General features: G+C 38.3%; 17 protein-coding genes and 1 pseudogene. 11 read left to right on the forward strand and 7 right to left on the reverse strand.

The genetic code is table 11. From position 1 onward, the window contains the following. Positions 1 to 171 precede the first annotated feature (171 nt). Entirely contained in the window at positions 172 to 888 is a 717-nt protein-coding gene (locus CEF16_RS07130) for a vanadium-dependent haloperoxidase (RefSeq protein ID WP_091582303.1), read from the forward strand. Between the two features lie 200 nt (positions 889 to 1,088). Here the strand turns inward: CEF16_RS07130 and CEF16_RS07135 are convergent, their stop codons facing one another. The 3 genes from CEF16_RS07135 to CEF16_RS24795 all read right to left on the reverse strand — a co-directional run bounded on the left by CEF16_RS07135 (position 1,089) and on the right by CEF16_RS24795 (position 1,906). Continuing rightward, positions 1,089 to 1,286 (reverse strand): PspC domain-containing protein, encoded by a 198-nt coding sequence (locus tag CEF16_RS07135; protein ID WP_091582300.1) that lies wholly within the window; start codon positions 1,284 to 1,286, stop codon positions 1,089 to 1,091. Between the two features lie 160 nt (positions 1,287 to 1,446). Further along, positions 1,447 to 1,707, reverse strand: coding sequence for a hypothetical protein (locus tag CEF16_RS07140; protein ID WP_091582298.1), 261 nt, complete (start codon positions 1,705 to 1,707; stop codon positions 1,447 to 1,449). A 76-nt stretch (positions 1,708 to 1,783) separates the two neighbouring features. Then, a complete protein-coding gene (locus CEF16_RS24795) occupies positions 1,784 to 1,906 on the reverse strand; it encodes a hypothetical protein (RefSeq protein ID WP_281259155.1) in 123 nt (40 codons plus the stop codon). A 153-nt stretch (positions 1,907 to 2,059) separates the two neighbouring features. On the opposite strand from CEF16_RS24795, the gene CEF16_RS23630 reads away from it, so the two are divergent. Then, positions 2,060 to 2,206, forward strand: a complete 147-nt coding sequence (locus CEF16_RS23630) for a hypothetical protein (RefSeq protein WP_170031682.1) — start codon at positions 2,060 to 2,062, stop codon at positions 2,204 to 2,206. 79 nt (positions 2,207 to 2,285) lie between these two features. On the opposite strand, the gene CEF16_RS07145 is transcribed toward CEF16_RS23630, so the two are convergent. After that, complete coding sequence (locus tag CEF16_RS07145; RefSeq protein ID WP_091582295.1) at positions 2,286 to 3,395, reverse strand: acyltransferase family protein; 1,110 nt, start codon at positions 3,393 to 3,395, stop codon at positions 2,286 to 2,288. A gap of 685 nt (positions 3,396 to 4,080) precedes the next feature. On the opposite strand from CEF16_RS07145, the gene CEF16_RS07150 reads away from it, so the two are divergent. The 7 genes from CEF16_RS07150 to CEF16_RS07180 all read left to right on the forward strand — a co-directional run bounded on the left by CEF16_RS07150 (position 4,081) and on the right by CEF16_RS07180 (position 16,370). After that, positions 4,081 to 5,841: a cache domain-containing sensor histidine kinase gene (locus CEF16_RS07150; RefSeq protein WP_091582292.1), complete on the forward strand. Its 1,761-nt coding sequence runs from the start codon at positions 4,081 to 4,083 to the stop codon at positions 5,839 to 5,841. A gap of 28 nt (positions 5,842 to 5,869) precedes the next feature. Next, entirely contained in the window at positions 5,870 to 7,042 is a 1,173-nt protein-coding gene (locus CEF16_RS07155) for a response regulator (RefSeq protein ID WP_091582290.1), read from the forward strand. Between the two features lie 30 nt (positions 7,043 to 7,072). Continuing rightward, a complete protein-coding gene (locus CEF16_RS07160) occupies positions 7,073 to 8,335 on the forward strand; it encodes an ABC transporter substrate-binding protein (RefSeq protein WP_091582287.1) in 1,263 nt (420 codons plus the stop codon). A 189-nt stretch (positions 8,336 to 8,524) separates the two neighbouring features. Beyond that, positions 8,525 to 9,997 carry a glycoside hydrolase family 68 protein gene (locus CEF16_RS07165; RefSeq protein WP_091582285.1) on the forward strand — a complete coding sequence of 491 codons (1,473 nt, stop codon included), beginning with the start codon at positions 8,525 to 8,527 and terminating at the stop codon, positions 9,995 to 9,997. Between the two features lie 134 nt (positions 9,998 to 10,131). Then, entirely contained in the window at positions 10,132 to 11,688 is a 1,557-nt protein-coding gene (locus tag CEF16_RS07170; protein WP_425428018.1) for a glycoside hydrolase family 32 protein, read from the forward strand. Between the two features lie 713 nt (positions 11,689 to 12,401). Next, complete coding sequence (locus tag CEF16_RS07175) at positions 12,402 to 13,664, forward strand: L-lactate MFS transporter (RefSeq protein WP_091582280.1); 1,263 nt, start codon at positions 12,402 to 12,404, stop codon at positions 13,662 to 13,664. Positions 13,665 to 13,982: 318 nt separating this feature from the next. Further along, complete coding sequence (locus CEF16_RS07180; protein WP_091582277.1) at positions 13,983 to 16,370, forward strand: FdhF/YdeP family oxidoreductase; 2,388 nt, start codon at positions 13,983 to 13,985, stop codon at positions 16,368 to 16,370. Positions 16,371 to 16,546: 176 nt separating this feature from the next. Here the strand turns inward: CEF16_RS07180 and CEF16_RS07185 are convergent, their stop codons facing one another. Continuing rightward, positions 16,547 to 17,215, reverse strand: coding sequence for a hypothetical protein (locus tag CEF16_RS07185; protein WP_091582275.1), 669 nt, complete (start codon positions 17,213 to 17,215; stop codon positions 16,547 to 16,549). A gap of 38 nt (positions 17,216 to 17,253) precedes the next feature. Then, positions 17,254 to 18,108, reverse strand: coding sequence for a hypothetical protein (locus CEF16_RS07190; protein WP_091582272.1), 855 nt, complete (start codon positions 18,106 to 18,108; stop codon positions 17,254 to 17,256). A gap of 687 nt (positions 18,109 to 18,795) precedes the next feature. On the opposite strand from CEF16_RS07190, the gene CEF16_RS07195 reads away from it, so the two are divergent. Next, positions 18,796 to 19,323: a CotY/CotZ family spore coat protein gene (locus CEF16_RS07195; protein ID WP_425427969.1), complete on the forward strand. Its 528-nt coding sequence runs from the start codon at positions 18,796 to 18,798 to the stop codon at positions 19,321 to 19,323. Positions 19,324 to 19,813: 490 nt separating this feature from the next. Continuing rightward, positions 19,814 to 20,206 (forward strand): YmaF family protein, encoded by a 393-nt coding sequence (locus CEF16_RS07200; RefSeq protein ID WP_091582269.1) that lies wholly within the window; start codon positions 19,814 to 19,816, stop codon positions 20,204 to 20,206. Between the two features lie 394 nt (positions 20,207 to 20,600). Here CEF16_RS07200 and tyrS read toward each other — a convergent pair. Beyond that, positions 20,601 to 20,931 (reverse strand): annotated as a pseudogene (gene tyrS / locus CEF16_RS07205) (tyrosine--tRNA ligase); the annotation flags it as partial. Positions 20,932 to 21,030: the final 99 nt, after the last annotated feature.

A 21,030-nucleotide genomic window follows, 5' to 3' on the forward strand; every position in this document is an offset into this window, starting at 1 on the left:
CCTTTTTATTCCTCAACCTTTATGATCGAGATTACTAAATTTATGATGTATTTCCTCGATCATATCTCCTGCACTTACGGTTCTTATCCCATCATCCTACTTATATATTGTTATATTTTATTACTATTACTCATAAAGAAATAAGTAGTAAAAATATAAGGGGCTGGATTAATGAGAACAATTTACAGAAGATGGTCGGAATATCCTTACCCAGGAGAACAAACCCCACCTAAAGCTCATCCCGAACCAGCGTACTTTCCAATGTTTTTTGTTTCCAGGCGAGAAAATAATGAATTCCTAGATCCCTTTAGGCTGCGTATTATTTGGCAAATTAAAAATCCTATTAAAGTGGATTGGGAAACAGAATTATCTATTGTAGAACAAACAATTTTGTCCTTGACACCTCAAAAAATACAAATTGCACAATTCTGGGGGAATGCTGAAGCAACTCAAAATATGATTCCTATGATTTTCAGTTTAGCCAGAAAATATAGACTTGGTTCACCAAATATTGCCAGAATATTTGGATATTTCCATGCTGGTGTTAATGATGCCTTTGTGATGTCATGGTACTTTAAATATCTGTGGGATGTGGCACGTCCAAATCAATATGGCAGAAATTTATCTCCTATTTTGCTTACACCTCTTTTTCCATCCTATCCTTCTGCACATGCTACTGTTGCAGGATGTGCAGAAGCCATTTTAACTTATTTTTTTCCACTAGAAGCAGCAGGAATAAGAAGAACAATGGAAGAGTGCGCTTTATCACGTTTGTATGCTGGCGTACATTTTAAAGTAGATAATGATGAAGGATTGAGATTAGGCAGACAAATCGGGGGGATCGTCGTTCGTTTATTGAAAGCACAAAACCCCAATAATATTCGATAGTATAATTTGGGCTCTACTTTTTTTTTGACTACTAAAAAAATGAATTACTATATTTCCTGGGGCTTTCAAACTGTGATAACTTTTCTTCTTCAAATACACACCCAAATGATCTCACTCTGTCTCCCATTCTCTACCATTCTAAAGTTAGTCTTAAGGGAAATATTACTCTAATAGAACTTGAGAAACATACCCTCGAATCATTAGCTGTGTAATTGTTTGTCAGTTGGAATGACCATCGCTGCAATAATATAGATCAGCCATACGATCCCGCCTGTAAAAAAACCTGATAAAACGATAATGATTCTAAGTATACTGACATCTATATTGTATAACTCACTTACACCTCCTAATACTCCCGCCAACTGTTTTTCTTGTGTGGATCTATATAATTTTTTCATGAGTGCATCCTCCCATCCATTTCGCTAAATTATATGTGTTGGATTCACGTTTAAGATTAAACCAGCCGAATGAAAAGGCAGAAGCACTAGCAAGCTATAAGCTGTGCTTCCGTAATCCAGCTATCGCAGCAATATTTCTACTGGGAGACTTCTAATGCTGCTAAATCGATAGAAACTGCTGGTTTTTTTGCAAAAAATCTTCAGTGTCTTTGTAGAAAACATTCGATTCGTAGTGTAGTGGTGTTTCTGTCGTAAAAGTAACACTCTCTTCCTCTTCCCCATTTTGATTATTACAAACATATTTATGCGCCCAGTACTCCCTGTCAATATATGCAAACTTCGTTTCTGCCTGAACGGCTGAAGCTGTAATTATACCTGCCGATAGGACGCTTCCAACCGCCATGGTCCATTTACTTCTCACAATTCTCTTTTTCCTTTATGTTCGTTACTAATTTTTAGATGTATAGAAAGAAGCTATAACAACAACAACAGTCTCTTTATCTTAATGAAGTTTCATAGTGGAAATCTGCCGATGTTGCTGTCTTTATATGTATTGCAAGAAAGGCTGCAAATAAATCACCTGCTAGATGCTTTGTATTATTTATTTCCATTTTTTTCATATACTCCTTCTTTTTCCTTATTATACTTCACTTGGGGTTCTTTTGGTAGATTCTGAGATTAATCATATTGAGGATATGTCTTCTAGGGATGTTTTAATTTGATTAGAAGGGAGTCAGAGAGGCTCGAACAGTAATTTTAAACCTTAGGAGCCAATGACAGGAGTACAAATGGTTTCTATACGTACCAATACGTTTCATCTTGAAAGAAATGATATTTATTGTTATTTCACCGATATCAATCATCGAATCTCTCTTCCTAGCAGCTCTAATACTAAAAAAGTACACCACTCTATTCAGTGATGTACAGGTAAAGAATACTATATGTTTCCTTGCTCAAATAAAAAGTGCAGCGCTTGTCTACTATTACTAATATCACGCTTTAACTTTGAAGAGGCTTTTGCTTATATGCCACGGTATAGGAGGTATTTGCTTTGTTTTTATACCCCGCACCTATTTTGCCAACAATATATTTTCCATATTTCCAATTATTCAGGTGGTATATCGTAATAATGGAACACGTCGTGCTGCCGAAAAATAATAGAAAAACGTAAGAAATACCAAGGAATCCAGGGTAAATATTATAGATAGCATCAAATAATAATAGATAAAAGAAATGCAGCAAATAGATCCCAAACGAATATTGACTAATAAAAATGAGGAAATTTGGAATCTTTTTCATATAGGATGTAACATAAAGGATAAAAAAGCCAATAGCTGCTGTATGAAGCATCATGTCGATTCGTTTTGAGCTATGTACAGTAATTAATTCACTATGATATACATACAACAAGAAAGTACTTGAAACAATCGGTAAAGCGGTGACAGCGGCTTTGTGTTTTTTTAAGCCTGAAATAAAACGTTCATAATAAAGGCCGCAGTAATATCCCAAGGAAAAGTAGAAAATCCATCCAAAGAACGGAATCCAATAAAACCTCTCCCAAATGTATTCGGAATAAAGGATATTGTATGGTTCCGTCATATTAAAAAATGCTAAATAACCAGCATTTAGCAGAAACGAAATAGTAATTATCACTCTAGGTTTTACTCTTTGCAAATAATGATGAAAAAATAAATGAAGCAGGTAAAATTGAAAAATAATTAAAACAAAATAACCATGAAAATCACCAATAAAGGCATTTAAGAAAAATTTTAATACCCAATCTTGAAAGGTTGATGCATAAGGTATCGAATAAAATAAAGCCATACATAAAAACGGTATAAAAATAAATGTAAAACGCTTTCGAAGAAAATCTTTTGGTATGTTTTTCTTTCGATAAGAATAAGCGATAAGCAGCTCCGAAATAAATATAAACATAGGGGTGCCATAGTAAAGAAATACATGGATGGAGTCAAAAACTAGATAAGTAAACGATCCGATCTCATATTTAATAGATTCTATCCCTATTTCGATAGCATGCAATAAAACGATACTTAAGCAGGCGATACTTCTAAGTAAAAAAACTTCCTTAATCATTGTGTTGTTTTTCATCGTACTTTCCACCCGATAAAAGATTATTATCGGTCAATATAACGAAACATTAATTTTTTGTTAATAAAAATCTATAAAATTATGATCTTTTACATATTTTAACGACATTTTGTAAGCAGGCATAAAGGATGATCAGGTCAGCTGCTTTCCAACTGCTTATATCTTCAAGTGGAAGCCTGTATTGATAAACTATCTTTCGGTTTAATTAGCAATTTAAATATGCAACAATGGGTATGCATTTTCGACATCATTCTGCAGCATCCCGATTCCAACTTTCTCTTTTCATTTCAATATACTTTCACATTTACCTTTGAAAAGTCAGGATATATGAAATTAGCTTACGGAAGCTGACACCCCCTCCCCTTTCATCATAGTTCAAAACCATATATCACCGATCGTATTCGTTATTAATATAGTAGGATAGTTTCATTTTGCGCATTTTTCATAACGTTTACATTTTTTATGAGAGCGTTTGAAAACAGGATGTCCATGGGATTTTCACAATCCATCTCCTACTTTTGTATACCCTCTTATACATGATTGACGTTATAAAGTTATTAATATAGTTTAAAAATCATACATCAACTGTAGATTGACCACTCTTACTGAATTTTTTCATTCTGTTTTGTTTTTGCTTTTTAAAAAAGCTACTTTCCATTGGTTCTTTAGTGAAAGGGGCGGATTCATGAAAAGCATCCAAAGACGCCTATTGATCATGCTGCTTATTTTTATTATCTTTCCGTACTTTTTATCCGTGTTTTTTATATATGGATATACAAAAAGTAGTGTGGAATCTCATGAGCTCGAAAACAGCCAGGTAGAGCTTCAACAGAACTCCGAAGAGCTCGAGCAATACTTTGATGAGATGATTCATCTACCATATATCTTGTATCGTGATCCTGAATTTTTTCGAATTCTTCATAATGAGGCAAACGATACGAGTTACATAGAAAAAAGCTTAGTAAACTATTATCTAATGCGAAACGAAATCCGCCAAGTACAACTGTTTATAGATAAGGATAACGAATCGTTTACGGTCTATAATGCGATGGTGAGCGCTCGTAAATCTAAACCCGATTTTCTAAAGCAAGATTTTATTAAGCAACTTTCCAATTCTAACTTGAAGTTCATTATGGAACCGCCGCACCGTATTGAAAATTACAACAATGCAGCAATCGTTCCCCAGTCGGATGATACCATGGTAATGACTTTTCATCACAAAATAGTAGATGTACTCTCTAATGAATTTCTCGGAATTCTCTCAATGGACGTAGACATGGATTCCTATGCCCGAATATGTAACACCCTGATCGAAAAAGATGAAGAATCCGTGCTGCTTTTAAATGAGAATAATCAGGTCATGTATGCAAGTAATCAACAACTTATTGGTGAGCCTGTTCCTTCCGAATTGCAACGGCAGATTAGCGCAGAAGACAATGACACAGAAGATATTATTTTATCCAACACCTTATCAGGACCTCTAGATCAATGGAAATTAGTGAAGATAACTCCGAGTCATGTTTTATTCAGCGATGTGAGAAATACTGCTTATACATTTATTTTTGTTGGGATAGGAATCGGATTATTAGGAGTAATTATGATTAGTATGATTACGTACAAGATCACACATCCTATTAAACTTCTTACACGAAAAGTACGGAACATTGAAGGGGGAAATATGGATGTACCCTTTGATGACTCGAGGCAAGACGAAATTGGGTATTTGGAAAAACATATTAAGGAAATGATGGATCGAATCAACCTTCATATTAATCGAGAATATAAATTAGAAATTGAAAATAAAGAAAATAAATTCAGAGCATTAAAATCACAAGTCAATCCTCATTTTTTATTTAATGCCTTGCAATCAATAGGTGCCGTTGCCTTAAGGTCTAATGCTTTAAACGTCTACCAATTAGTGACATCTTTATCTAAAATGATGCGCTACTCCATTAAGGCAAACCAATGGGTGCAGGTGCGAGAGGAAGTGAATTATATAGAAGCCTTCCTCACCCTTCAAATGGAGCGTTTTCGAAACAATGTAAACTATTCTCTTAATATAAGTGATGCGATTCTTCATATGACCATTCCTAGTATGATCCTTCAGCCGCTTGTAGAAAACTTTTTTAAACACTGTTATGAAGAAGGTTTTTTCGATGCTCAATTAAAGATTTATGAAGAAATAAAGGATGGATACTTACATCTCGTAGTAGAAAACGACGGTGCTAGCCTACCTGGTAAGAAGCTTCAAACATTAAGAGATAATATCTATACATCCCCTTATGAAAGTGATTATTTCCATGAGCATATCGGCTTAAAAAATATTCATGATCGTCTCGTTCTTAATTATGGACCAAGCGCCGGCTTAGAAATCGATACAAATCATGGGGAAGGCTTTATCGTTACCATCGTTCTTCCGATAGAATCGACACTTGCTAATAAATGAGCTTATTTTATGTGAGGAGGAAATCGTTTTGAAAGCCTTAATTGCCGATGACGAAATCAATGTACGTGAAGTCATGCGCTATTTGGGACACTGGCAAAAACACGGAATTACAAAGATATTAGAAGCAAGTAACGGCGAAGAGGCCAAGAAGCTCATAGAGAATGAAAGTCCTGAACTTATTTTCACAGATATAAAAATGCCTAAAATGAGTGGGTTGGAAGTCTTAGAGTGGTTAGATGCCATTTCATATTCCGGTAAAGTGATATTCATTACGGGCTATGACGACTACTCGTTTATGCGTAAGGCAATTAAATACAGAAGCTTCGATTATTTATTAAAACCAATTGAAGAGGATCCATTTAATATTACTTTGTCAGAAGCCGTGGAATCCTGGAAAAACGAAGTGGAGTCCCGTATTCACAAAAACACAATCGATAAAAACTTTAAAAAATTGCACATGAATCATTTGATTACAGCAGCTTGTATGGGTGAGGCTTTTGAATCAAATGATATTCTCCCCTATCTTCCAACTGCTGATCAATATGAAATGACTTTAATCTCTTTTTATCAAATGCATCATCCTGAACCATACATAGAAGAATTGTCAAACAAACTTGTTGAACGAGAACTAGGAAATGCATTTTCTCTTCAGAACGATCGCAATTTTTGTCTTATCATTACCTTGCCTGATGAATGGTTAACCGTTGAAGAATGGATTCATCATCAATTTGATATTCCTGTTCGTTTTGTAAATGGAAAGCCGTTAACATCGTTAAAAGAGATGCCACATGCTTTTCGATCTTTACAAAATGCAATGAATAACCATCACTACCGAGCCATTCACAGACTGGATGATTTGGATGGCACCCGGCGTATGAAAGACATAGTATCCTATGTCAAAACGTATTATACGGAAGATATAAGTCTCGAAAAGCTATCAAATCTTTTCTTTTTTAGTCGCGAACACATCTCAAGAAAGTTTAAACAAGAAACAGGGATGCCCCTCTCCAAATACATCACGAAGCTAAGAACAGACCAAGCAAAAAACTGGTTAATAGAAACAGAAGAAACGATCTACTCGATCTCCTTAATGCTTGGTTATCAAGATGAAAAATATTTTTCCAAATTATTTAAAAAAATAGTAGGTCAGACACCTTTTGAGTTTAGAAATAAAAACAAGCCGAAAGCTGCGAGCAGATAACTGCTTCTCGCATTTTTCAGGGGTGACGGTATGACAAAACAAATATTACACCTGTGTTTAATCGTTAGTTTATCTCTATCCGGATGTCAAACAAAACCCGTGAGCGAAGAAACTCAAGTAAAACTAGACGAACTAACATTGAACATCAGGAATCCGAAAATTGAAATTGCCTCTCAATTTGAACAAATGGTCCATGCTTATGAAAAAGAAAATCCAAACGTACATATTGAGGTTCATACAGTAGGCGGGGCAATGGATGATTTTTCTGACCTTAAAGCCAAGATAGCAGCTGGCAAGGGGCCTGATATTTTTACAAACCCGGGGTACGAGAACGCTAAAATATGGAAGGACTATCTAGAGGATCTTTCCAACCAACCATGGGTCGATAAAGCTTATAAAAAGGCGTTATCCCCAATGACGTTTGATGACAAATTATACGGTATGCCGATGAACATGGAAGGATACGGATTTATTTATAATAAGGATCTATTCCATCAAGCAGGAATAGATGATCTGCCTAGCACGCTGACTGAATTAAAAAAAGCGGCAGAAAAGTTACAAGAAGCAGGGATTACTCCTTTTGCCACGGGATATTATGAAAAATGGAAACTAGGGGATCACCTTATGAATATTGCTTTTGCCCAACAAAGAAACCCAAAAACTTATATAAAAAGCTTAAATAATGGGACAGAAACCATTACGAACAACCAAAAGTTTAAAGATCTAATCAACCTATTGGATATCACACTCGAATATGGAAGTGATAAGCCACTGGCAACGGATTACAACATGGAAATGAATGTTTTTGCATCAGGAAAAGCAGCGATTATCTTACAAGGGAACTGGGTACAGCCGTTCATTGACCAACGATCTCCCCATATGAATATTGGAATGCTGCCCATCCCGATTAACGACCAGCCTAATAATGAAGCCTTAATCGTCAACACACCGAATTATTGGGTGGTCAATAAACAATCAACCCCAGAAAAGAAGAAAGAAGCGAAAAAATTTTTAAACTGGATGGTTGCGTCGGAAAAAGGTCAACTGTTTATGACAGAGCGATTTAAATTTATCCCTGCTTTTCATCATATCCAATCTGATAAATCAGGACCGCTTGCTGAGGAAACCATTCAGTATTATAAAAGAGGAAAAACGATGTCCTCAAACTGGTTCGGTTTTCCTGTTGGCGTTAGGGAAGAGTTCGGATCTGTAACACAGCAATATATAAAAAAACAGCTAAATCGTGATCAATTGCTGCAGGAGTATCAAAAGTCTTGGGAGAATGCTCAATAAAATGGGCCATTCCTCAGGATTTTTTTGCCCCTCCCTCCTCTTTAGAAATCTGGTCAAACGTCTATATCAATACAAGACTAAATTCACATCAATATACTCCATATCCAAAAAACCCATGACTCTCCTATAATTTTAATTGTGAAGGGGGACGGACATTACGTCCTTTAAAAAATGATAGGAGGAATTACGATGAACTTAAAAAGTCTCGCCAAACGAGCAACTGTAGTCACGCTTAGTACAGCCATTTTGGCAGGGGGTGATGCTTTAGTTACGAATGCGGCTCCCAAAGATTCCAAGGACCACAAGGAAGATTACGGATTCTCCCACATTACACGCTCAGATATGAAAAATATGATTGATCAACATGGTGACCCAGACTTTACGGTACCTTCATTTGATGCATCCACGATTGAAAATATCCCTTCGGCGAAAAAAATCAACGAAGAAGGCAGCGAAATCGATATGGATGTGTGGGATACTTGGCCGCTGCAAAACGCTGATGGCACAGTAGCTGAATATAATGGCTACCATATTCTTTTCGGATTAGCCGGAGACCCTAAAAACGCCAATGACACATTTATTTATATGTTCTATAAAAAAGCCGGCGAAACATCGATCGATGCTTGGAAAAATGCTGGAAGAGTATTTGACGATGAGGATAAATATATACCAGACGATCCTTATTTGAAAGATCAATCAGAAGAATGGTCCGGTTCTGCAACCTTTACGTCAGATGGAGAAGTTCGCTTATTCTATACGAACCGAACGGAATTTAATCTAGATAAAGAACTTTACGGGAAACAAACATTAACAACCGCACAAGTTAACGTATCCGAGCCAGAAGCTGGCACACTACAAGTAGATGGCGTAGAAGATCATAAGTCTATCTTTGAAGGCGGAGACGGATCTATCTATCAAAACGTTAATCAAGCTTTTGGGGGCGAAGAGATAAACTTTAATGAAAACCACACCCTTAGAGACCCTCACTATGTAGAAGAAAACGGACGTAAATACCTTGTGTTTGAAGCAAATACAGGAACAGAAACAGGTTACCAAGGCGAAGAATCCCTATACAACAGAGCTTATTATAGTAACAGCAATAAATTCTTCCAGGATGAAAAAGAAAATCTCCTAGAAAGCCCTCAAAAAGAATTTGCTGAACTAGCGAATGGCGCCATCGGCATCATTGAAATCAATGACGACTATACGCTTAAAAACGTGATGAAACCATTGGTTGCATCAAACACGGTAACAGATGAAATTGAACGTCCGAACATTTTCAAAAAGGACGGAAAATGGTATTTATTCACAAGCGCTCGCGGATCCAAAATGACCATTGACGGCATTGATAATGAAGACATTTATATGTTAGGTTACGTATCAAATTCTTTAACTGGCCCATACAAGCCTATGAACAAAACAGGCATTGTACTGCACCAAGACCTTGACCCTCATGATGTAACTTGGAACTACGCACACTATGCTATCCCTCAAGAAAACAGTGATGATGTCGTTATAACAAGTTATATGACAAACAGAGGATATTTTGAAGATGATAAATCTACCTTCTCTCCAAGCTTTAAACTCGACCTTAAAGGAAAAAAATCTTCTGTAGTGGAAGACAGCATTCTGGAACAAGGACAAATTACAGTCGACGAATAATAAAAAGTAGAATGAAAGAAAATGTCAATGATCTATTGGCATTTTCTTTTCTTCCTGTAAAAAAGCAAAACCAAACTTTTCTAATATCATAACAGGATACAGATTATAGAAAAAAAGAGCGGTGAATCTATTTGATTAAGAGAAGATTTAATAAAAAAAAGAAATGGTTAGCTGTTCTCCTCCTTCCTTTTTGTCTACTAACAACCTCACTATTATTCAGCGAATGGCTCGATAATAAGAAAGAAAAACCGGAAGTAGAGGATACATACCGCGCCGACTACCATTTTACCACACCGGATCACTGGAAAAACGATCCTCAAAAACCGATCTATCTGGATGGGGAGTATCATTACTATTATCTCTATAATGGGGACTACCCGGATGGAAATGGAACAGAATGGCGTCATGCAACATCTACCGATTTGGTGCACTGGGAAGATGAAGGAGTATCTATTCCTAAGTATACAAATGAAAATGGTGATTCTTGGTCGGGTTCTGTAGTCGTGGATACGAACAATACGGCAGGCTTTGGAGAAGACTCCGTCGTGGCGGTCGTAACTCAGCCTTCCGCTAACGGAGACCAAGAACAATTCCTATGGTACAGTACGGACAAAGGTCAATCGTTCACCTCTTATAGTGACGAGCCTATTATGTCTAATCCTGGAATAGAAGACTTCCGGGATCCTAAAATCATTTGGGATGAGCAAACAGATAAATGGGTTATGCTGATGGCAGAAGGTACAAAAATTGGTTTTTACGAGTCTGACAACCTAAAAGATTGGAACTATACTGGGGGATTTCAAACAGAAGACATCGGTCTGATAGAGTGTCCTGACCTTTATGTGATGCGGGCACATGATGGGACAGTGAAATGGATCCTCGGTGCAAGCGCGAATGGCGAATCAATAGGAAAGCCAAACACCTATGCTTACTGGATTGGTGATTATAATGGAGAAGAATTTCACACCGATCATGAGGAGCCAAAGTGGCTGGATTACGGCTTTGATTGGTATGGGGGCGTAACTTTTGAAGACGGTACAAGTGATGATAAGTTAAACCACCGCTATGCATTGGCGTGGATGAACAATTGGGATTATCCAGACAACACCCCAACTATGAGGGAAGGCTTTAATGGGCTGGATTCCATTGTACGTAAAATCGAATTAAAAAAACAAGAGAATGATGATTACTACCTTACCTCCCAGCCGATTAAAGACTTGAATCAATTAACCCATTCGACGGATTCTTATGCCAATATCGAGGTAGATGGCATAAAAACGCTTGAAACGACAGGAACTGCTTATCAACTTGAGGCCGATATATCCTGGTCAGAGATCGAGAATGCAGGATTACGTCTACGAGAATCAGCAGATCAAACACGCCATATCGATGTTGGCATTTTTCCAGAAGGCCGCTATTCCTACGTTAATCGAGGCTCTACAGACCAACCCGACGATAGCCATCAACTTGTGGAAAGTAATGCTCCTTTTGATGCAAGTAAAAAGAACGTTCATTTAAAAGTTCTCGTTGATAAGACAAGTATCGAAGTGTTTATAGATGATGGGAAAACCGTTCACTCCCATCAAGTATTTCCTCCATTAGCTGATGAGGGTATCTCACTTTTTTCCGAAGGCGGGACGGCTGTATTTGAAAATATCGAAATAAAACATTATCAATCTATTCATGAATAGTATCATTTGAGAATAGGTACAGCTTTTCTTGCCGAAGCTCTTTATCTTTGATTTTACAGTCATCAAGTTACGCATCAAAAATCTTCATACAAAAAAGAGCATGCTCCACAGTACAAATACCCTTCTGTACTATAGAGAATGTTTAAGGATATACCATTCCCTAAAGAAAGGGTGTAGAAAATGAATAGAATATTTTCATTTAGCTGACACATATATATAAATCTTCTCGAATTGCGCTCGGAACTTGGGCTATAGCTGGCTGGATGTAAGGTGGAACGAATGAAGAACGTTCTATTCAAACCATCCATGCTGCACTTGATGAAGGAATAAATACTATCGACCGGGTTGGATCCAAACAGAAGATTAAGAAAAGGAACAGACGATTCACTTAAAAGACTGTAAACCGATTATATTGATCTTAACCAAATACATAGATATTAATAGATTCACTATCAATAATATTGATTTTTTACTTATAATAAGGTAAAATGCAATATGTTCATAACTCTGTAACAATTATGACACGAGGCAGCGATCCTGTTTTCGGTTATAATTTTTGCATACATAATTTAAAAGATTGAACGTTGGTAAAAAGTAGCGTTCCTGCTCTATACTAACCGTCGCTTTTTTTTGGTGATCGCAGATTTCCTTGATACGATCATTACTCCAAAAGAAGGCGGCGGTTTTTTTGAATAAAAAAGGAGTGAACAACCATGGGAAAAGTTAAAAATCGTTGGCTTATTGCCTTATCAGCCGTTGGCATCCACCTCTCTATAGGTTCTGTCTATGCATGGAGTAATTTTACCCAGCCATTAACGGAGCAATATGGATGGTCGGACAGCCAAGTACAGCTAACCTTTAGTTTAGCTATCTTATTTTTAGGATTATCTGCTGCTTTTATGGGACACTTCGTAGAAAAGTACGGCCCTAAAACTGCAGGGTTAGTTGCTGCTGCCTTTTTTGGCGTTGGGGTTGCTGGTTCAGGTGTGGCTGTAAATATGGAATCTTTGACCCTTCTGTATATCTTTTATGGTGCACTCGGGGGAATCGGCCTTGGCGTTGGTTATATTGCACCGGTATCCACGTTAGTCAAATGGTTTCCCGACCGAAGAGGTTTAGCAACTGGACTTGCCATTATGGGATTTGGGTTCGCAGCAGCCATAGCCAGCCCCATTATGGATGCTTTAATTGACTCAACAGGAATTGCGAATACATTTTTTATATTGGGAATCTCTTATTTCATCATTATGTTGTTATCCTGTCTTTATCTTGAAAAACCTCCTGAAGGCTGGCTGCCAGAAGGATTTAAAGAAAAAGCTAGTACATCTAAAATGAAAGCCAAAGAAGATTTAGCTCAATTAACGGCAAACGAAGCCGTTAAAACAAAGCGTTTTTACTTTTTATGGTTCATGCTTTTTATCAATGTGACGTGCGGTATTGCCGTTATCTCTGCCATGAAGCCATTGGCCATTGAAAGCGTTGGATTAACAACAGGTGCAGCCGCCGCTTTAGTTGGAGCATTAGGCATTGCGAATGGGCTTGGCCGTATTGGCTGGGCTGCTGTTTCAGACTACATAGGAAGACCAAATACATATACGGCCTTCTTCGTACTGCAAATCCCTATCTTTTTCTTCCTGCCTTCCATTACACATCAAGTTGTGTATGCGGTGATGGTTGTCATTGTATATGCCTGTTATGGAGGCGGTTTCGCTTCTGTTCCAGCGTATATTGGAGACATTTTCGGAACAAAGCAGCTTGGAGCCATTCATGGTTATATTTTAACCGCCTGGTCTGCCGCCGGCTTAGCAGGTCCTATGTTTGCAGCCTGGATGAAAGATACAACGGGGAGCTATGCAGCCAGTTTAAATTTCTTTAGCGGATTATTTATTTTAGCACTCATTATTTCCATCTTAACTCGATTAGATATTAAAAAGATTAAAAAAGAAAAAGAGTCGAAGGAGAAACTAGTAAGCTAATCGAAATCTGTTTATATAAGAAAAACTTGGCTTATCGCCAAGTCCTTAATGGCGAAAGCCTTTAGTTTTTCTTATACCTTGATCCTAATTTTCCTAAAGTAGGGTGAGACCTTAGCAGCGCTCCTGTTTAAGTCTGCCCGTTAAACGTCTTAGATCTAAAAAACACATATACATTTGTAACAAAGGTTGGTACTTGGCAGCGGCCCTGTTAAAGACCACCGTTATATTTTTCACCCAAGAAAGTACGGTGGTTTTTTTAGCCTCTCAGCAAAGAATTGCGTATGGAAACATAGTATTTTCCTAAAGGAGCTGATTTGCATGAGTAATGTAACAAAAAAAGACCCTAAAAAAGGAACTTTACATAGCGGTCCTACCAGTATTTCAAAAATCCCCGCTCCCAAACATTGGGTAAGCCCTGTCCCGTTTGGATTAGGAAAGATTAAACCAAAACACATTCGTGACACCATGAAGGTGGCTTGGGAAAATAAAGATAACTTGAAATACGCCACAAACATTCTCACAAAAGGGGTTTGTGACGGCTGTGCCCTCGGGGTTTCCGGTTTGTATGACCAAACATTAAAAGGACCGCATATTTGCACGACCCGGTTGAATGTCTTGCGTTTAAGCACGATGCCGCCTTTAAAAGAAGAGATTGTCCATGCTGATGTGGATAGACTGCGGCAATATTCAAGCGCAGAGCTTCGTAAAATGGGACGCATCCCCTATCCATTAATCCGCCGTAAAGGGGAAAATAAATTTTCTCGAATCAGCTGGGATGGTGCGATGGATATGATCGCTGAAAAAATGAAAACATTAGATCCAAAACAATATGCTTTTTACCTTACCTCAAGAGGGATTACAAATGAATCCTATTATACCGCAGGCAAAGTTGCACGTTTTTTAGGGACAAACCATGTCGATAACGCATCCCGTATTTGTCACTCTCCATCCAAAACGGCGCTGAAGCGTTCGGTCGGTATCGGGGCGTCCAGCTGTACGTATAAAGACTGGATCGGAACGGACGTCCTTGTATTCTGGGGAAGTGTAGCATCGAACGCTTCACCGGTATCTACCAAGTATATGCTGGCTGCTAAGAAAAAAGGTACGAAAATTATTGTTATTAATCCGTACAAAGAACCGGCCATGGATAAATATTGGGTTCCGTCCAATGCCGAATCTGCATTGTTTGGGACACAGGTTGCTGATGATTTCTACCAAGTGAATATTGGGGGCGACATTGCTTTTATGCATGGGATCATGAAGTACTGGTTTGAAATGGAAGAAGAACAGTACGGTTCTGCTATTAACCATGCATTTGTACAAGACCATGTGAATGGCTATGAAGAATTAAAAACAAAAGTCGATGAGCTTTCATGGGAGAAAATCATTCATTCTTCCGGTATGTCAAAAGAAAGGATTCGAGAATTAGCTGAATTACTAGCTAACAGCAAAAATGCTGTATTCGCCTGGGCGTTAGGGTTAACGATGCATTCCTTTGCAACAGATAACATCTCCCAAGTGGCAAACCTTGCACTGCTACGAGGCTATCTCGGCCGAGAAAATGCCGGTTTAATGCCATTTCGCGGACACTCTAGTGTACAAGGCACAGGCGAAATGGGAGCTGATCCATTTGTTCTCCCTGGCGGCGGCTGGGATGAGGACAATGTAAAACGAATCGAAGAATTATGGGGTTTTGATCTTCCTAAATGGCAAGGTGATATTGTAGGGGTTAATCTTGAGCATGCAGCCCTTCCTGACGACCATGAGAAAAAGCTGAAACTCTACTATATGAGCGGTGGTAACTTTTTAGAAACGATGCCAAACCCTGAATTTATCGAAAAAGCTCTCTCGGAAGTAGATATTCGCGTCCATCAGGATATTATATTAAATACTTCGACTTTAGTGGACGCGAAAGAAGCAGTGATTGTTCTTCCAGCAAAAACGCGTTTTGAACAAGAGGGCGGCGGTACCTCAACATCAACCGAGCGTATGGTTTATTTCTCGCCTGAAATTGCAGGAAACAAGCAGCCGGTGGAAGAAGCTCGGGCGGAATGGAAAATTTATGTGGATCTTGCTAAACGAGTGAAGCCTGAAACAGCACACCTTGTAAACTTTGAAACAGCCCAAGAGATTCGAGACGAAATTGCCAAAGCAAACCCTGATTACGATGGGATTCAACACTTGAAAAAACAAGGGGATGTCTTTCAATGGGGCGGCGCCTGGTTATGTGAAGACGGTGTATGCCCAACGCCGGACGGTCGAGGGAACTTAATTCCAATTGACATACCAAACCTTGAAAAGCCGGAAGGTACATTCTACGTAACTACAAGACGCGGCAAGCAATTTAACTCCATGGTATTTAAGGAAACAGATCCATTCAATAATGCTGGACGATATGATGTCCTTCTGAACGCAGAAGATGCGAACACCTTAAATATTGTTGAAGGGGAAGGAATCGTTGTGTACAATCAGCATGGCGTTTTCCAAGGCAAAGCGCTCTTTACGGATATCGCACGCGGAAACATAGGACTTCACTTCCCAGAGGGCAACTTCCTAATCCCTAAAGGTATCTATGACAGTCCTTCAGGCATTCCACAATACAGCGTTGCCGTTAAAATTGAAAAAGCAGAACGATTTAATGCCAGAAAAGACATCGACTATCTAGAGAAAAAACTAGAAGATGATGAAATCGATGCACCTGTCTAACCATCATTAATGACAAAAGGGCTGTTCCATAAGTCGATAAAACCGGCTTATTGGGGCAGCCTTTTTGGTGTGACTTAACAAATGATTAGAGGAATATTAGCATTTCTTCGAAATTTCATGAGAAAAGCCCTGTGGAGTTTATTTTCCACAGAGCTTTTAAGAGCGGCAGCAAATGTTTATTGATTTGCTGCTTCGTCTGTTTCCTTCTCATCTGCATCTACGTCTTCTTCTGATTCTTCTGTTTCATCTTCTTCTAAACGTGCAAGAACAGTCGAATGAAAGGCAGCGTGAATGACAGCTTGCTCGCTTGCTTTTTCACTTGCCATTGCAAGCAGCTTGTTTTCAGCAGAAGGATTTACCATTTCATCTGTATTCTCTTCGGTTTCTTCAACTCCTGTAGCTGCGTCTTCATTTCCTTCTTCTTCTGGGCCGTTTTTAGTTTCCCCATTTAATACGACGGCATCTTCTATTACTTCTTTTACTTCTTCATCAGCTGCTTCTTCTTCAGTCGTTTCTTCTCTTGCAGCTTCCTCTTCTGTTTTTTCTTCTTTTGCTGTGTCTTCGTTATTTGAAAAATGTACGGCTGCGTTAGCTGAGGCGTTGGCTTTTGCTTGGTCGCTGGCTTTTTCACTTGCTCTTGACTTCGCTTTTTTTTCTGCAGATGGATTTTGTTTTCCTTCTGCTATCTTTTCAGCTGGAACGTTTTGTTCAACCTTAGCATGGTTCATCTGCTTACCGCCTTTTCCTGCGGCTTCGCTCACTTGAACTCCCGCTCCAATAGAAAGCACACCTGCTAGAATGAACGTTTTTACAACTGTTTTACCGTTTAAAAGATTGATTTTCATGTTTATTTCGCTCCTTCATTTCTATTATTTTTTAGGTTTTATACATGACGTAAAAATGAAGGAGCAAGCTTCGGCGGTGGTGTTGGCGGTGCGTTAACCCATTGGTTACGGAAAATATGGTGTCTCTTTACAAAAGGTTGTTTCCATCTAACTCCTAATCGAACGGTTTCACCATACAGAAAATCCAGTTTGGTCTTACTGCCCCCTTTATAATCATTGGCGGATCCAACATGAATTTTCATAGATTGTTGAGCTTGGAGAATGTGCAGCTCCCATTCCTTCTTAGCTGGTAATGGAGAAGGTAAATCTTGTTGTGGGCGCTCTGACGCGTTAGGTTCACTAGCAGGTTCGACGTTACTTTTTTCAAATTGACGTTTATTGTTTGTTTGAACTTTTTCACGAGAATGAGGTGCTGTATCCTGAGCCGAGACAGGTTCTTTTTGTTTTTCCTTCCCCTTTTGTTTTTGCGGAGATCGATCTGATTTTGTTTCTTTTTCTTTATGTTGAACTTTTTTATGAACTGCTTCTTTTGCTTTCTCATTTGCTTGGTCCGGCAAACCCTTCGATTTTCTTTTCTTTTCAACTGAAGTGCTGCCCTTTTGACTGTTATTTTCTTTCGTAGATTGGTGCTTCGTGTCATCAGAAACATCTCTTGATTTCCCTTTATTTTCAATAGACGTGTCAGCATTCTGATTTTTATTCGTTTGTGCGGATTGTTTCTTTGCGTTGTCTTTATTTGCTTTGGTATGTACGGCTTCTGGAACTTGATCTTGCTGAACCACGTTCCCTTTTTCTCTAGACGGATTGCCCCCTTTTTCCGCAATTGCTTGAGCAGGCAAAGATACAGCCAATAGGAATAGTAAAGGAAGAAACACTGTAATACGTACGTTCAACCCTTCACCTCCTTTCCATGTCCAGCAATTTACTCTTTCATAATATTTCCATATGTTTTGGCTTGTCAATACTACAATGGGGTAATGGTAGCAAGATGTAATGATTGGGAACAGTTGGTTCCGGAGTTAATAGGAGTTCTTCAACGTTTAACGTTCCTCCATAAAACTGAATAATCTATTACTAGAAACCTTGTTGTTACAATATCTCTAATCTTGCTTCCATGTTATTGCGTATATTATTTAAATTAATAAGCATATTCCCGGTCTACCTCCTTACTATTCATCCTATGGTACATATTTTTATGTATTTAATTGGCCGACTACTTTAACAAACTATATTAATAGTCAAAACCTTCACCTAACAACTCATCTTATTTCACTAATTCTTTTACAGCATAGTTTGTATCAAGAAAATCTTTAAAGTAATACTGCTTATTTTCCCAGCTGCCGACAGCAGTAAACTTGTAACCAGTAATAAAGTTAATAGAAATTAACATACGTATTGGATATTTGCAATTTTCGATTCATAGGTGATCAACAAGAACACCTGCTTTTATTGATTTGCAGAGGTTTTCACTAAAGAAACGGCACGAGCCTGATTTGTAAATATGTACCAGAATGCCTAACACTTTATTATTCCTTAGGTATACGCTATATCATGACAAATAAAGAAAGGAATGAAAACAAATGGGCAGAAAAAATAATGAAACGGAAAGCATAGAGGAAATGAATAGAGGGGGAAATACTAGTAAAAAAGGAAGCTGCGTTTTGGATGCAGTGCTTGAAATAAAAGAAGCTCAAGATGAAGCAGAGAATTTCGATGCCTGCGAAAACAAATGCAGCCGTAATTTACTAAGCCCCACTGGAAATATTAACGGTTTGGATACGGTGCCGTTTGTTCTTCAAGCCAAAAGCGGACAATTGTTTCATGCAACAGGAGGTATTGGCCAAGATAACTGCTTCCAGACAGTCTTTTTTCGTGTAGAAAAAGTAGATAAATGCAGCGGCTGCGCTACTTTATCTTTATTACGCCCGGATAATAACCTGGATTTTGACAATTGCTGCGTAGATCCTGCTTCTTTATGTGACGTTGAGGAACTTGAGCGCACGAGACATTGTATTGAAGTAGACCTTGATTGCTTCTGTGCGATTCAATGCCTTGATCCACAACTTGTAGGCGGCGAAATGGATAAACACCGTCCTCATTGTAAATAAAACCGCAAAAGCAGGATAAATGCACCGTTCTACTATAAAATAAAGCTCCTTTGTAAAAAATAATAACTTAAATAAAAAACTTTTTTACCTCCCCCTATTACTAGCTAGTATATTGCGGGGAGGATTTTTGTTCACGGCACATTACTACTCCTCCATTTTGTTAATAAAAATCGCTCAAATACCTATAGATTGGACTTAGCCTTTTAAAAAACGATCTACCATTTCGTTTGAATCTTCTATACCTTTTTCTCCAAGATTAATCACCTGTGAAAGTTAGACAGACGATCCTAGTTTTTAAAACAAAATACTTGAGGGAGAAGATAGTATAACGGAAAATGGCGTTTGCTTAATAGAAAGGCTGCTTGATTTAAATTTCTCTATAACATGAATTTTGTATTATATTTAACCATTGAAATATTGGAAACATTTTTTAATATATAAGTCGCCCCTGCATAAATTTAAAATGACACCTCTAGAAAGGATGATGAAAATGGAAATACCTGTTTCAGGTTTCATGTATTCCTCTGGTTCTCTCGATTCAAACGGAGAGCATACCCATCAACTGTATCTTACATCATGGAACAGACAACCTGTCCATGTCCACGAATTTTCTGGAGTGACATCCGTTAACGTTGGCCACCGTCATGATTACGTCGGGACCACAGAACCTGCTCCTAGTGGTGTGGAGCACACTCACGAATACATGACTATTACATCCGTTGATGCAGGACACAGACATGAGATTAGAGGCATAACGGGACCTGGTGTCCGAATTCCTGGAGGCGGACATTTTCATTATTTTGAAGGGGTCACTTCCGTCAATGGAGACACACCCCATCGTCATGCATATAGAGGAAATACAGAAGGAGCTATAGACGTATAATTAGCCTTAGGAGCGAATGGTTTTTGAATGCTCTGTAGTGGACGCTTAAATTTGTAAAATAAAATGCTCAAAAAACACAACCCCAGATAACCAAGAAAATATTTAAAAATCCTTGTGTATCTGGGGTTCTTCGTTTGTAATTCATATCATATCCATAACATGCGTTTTTGCTGCCTGTATTTTATCGTTACACCCTGCCAAAAACATAGACCGGCATGTTATGGAATAAGGTTTCTACTTTCTCCCTATCTTCCTGCCATGAGGTACTGGGCAATCATTATCAGAGCTCTTCGCATAGATAGACGTTTAAGGGATAGATCTTTATAAGAATGTAATGTAGGATCGCCTAAAATTTTAAAAGGGTACGGACCATAGACGTCTACAAACTCTTTGATTTGTTTTGCGTTTCGTCTGGAATGGACATAGCTTTTCCGTACATTTCATTGGGACTTTCATCAATCCCAATGTAGTTTTTCTTGGATTTAGACATCTTCTCTACACCGTCAAGCCCTTCTAATAAAGGCATTACCATCGCTACTTGTGGTTCTTCATCATATCTTTCTTGGAAATGCCGGCCCATAAAAATGCTGGTCGGTTCCACCAAGTTCAATATCACTTTTTAATATAACGGAATCATACCCCTGCATTACTGGGTAGAAAAATTCGTGCAGGGAAATAGGCTTTCCAAATGCGATGCGTTCCTCAAAATCATCCCGTTCAAGCAACTTCTTGAAGCTAACATTCACCAATTCGTTTCTAGTTTAAAAAGTCAGCTGCAGCCGTTTGACTACTTAGTGTTCGGCTTTCACAACAAAATCAATTTG

This window comes from Alteribacillus bidgolensis (assembly GCF_002886255.1).
Lineage (GTDB): Bacteria > Bacillota > Bacilli > Bacillales > Marinococcaceae > Alteribacillus > Alteribacillus bidgolensis.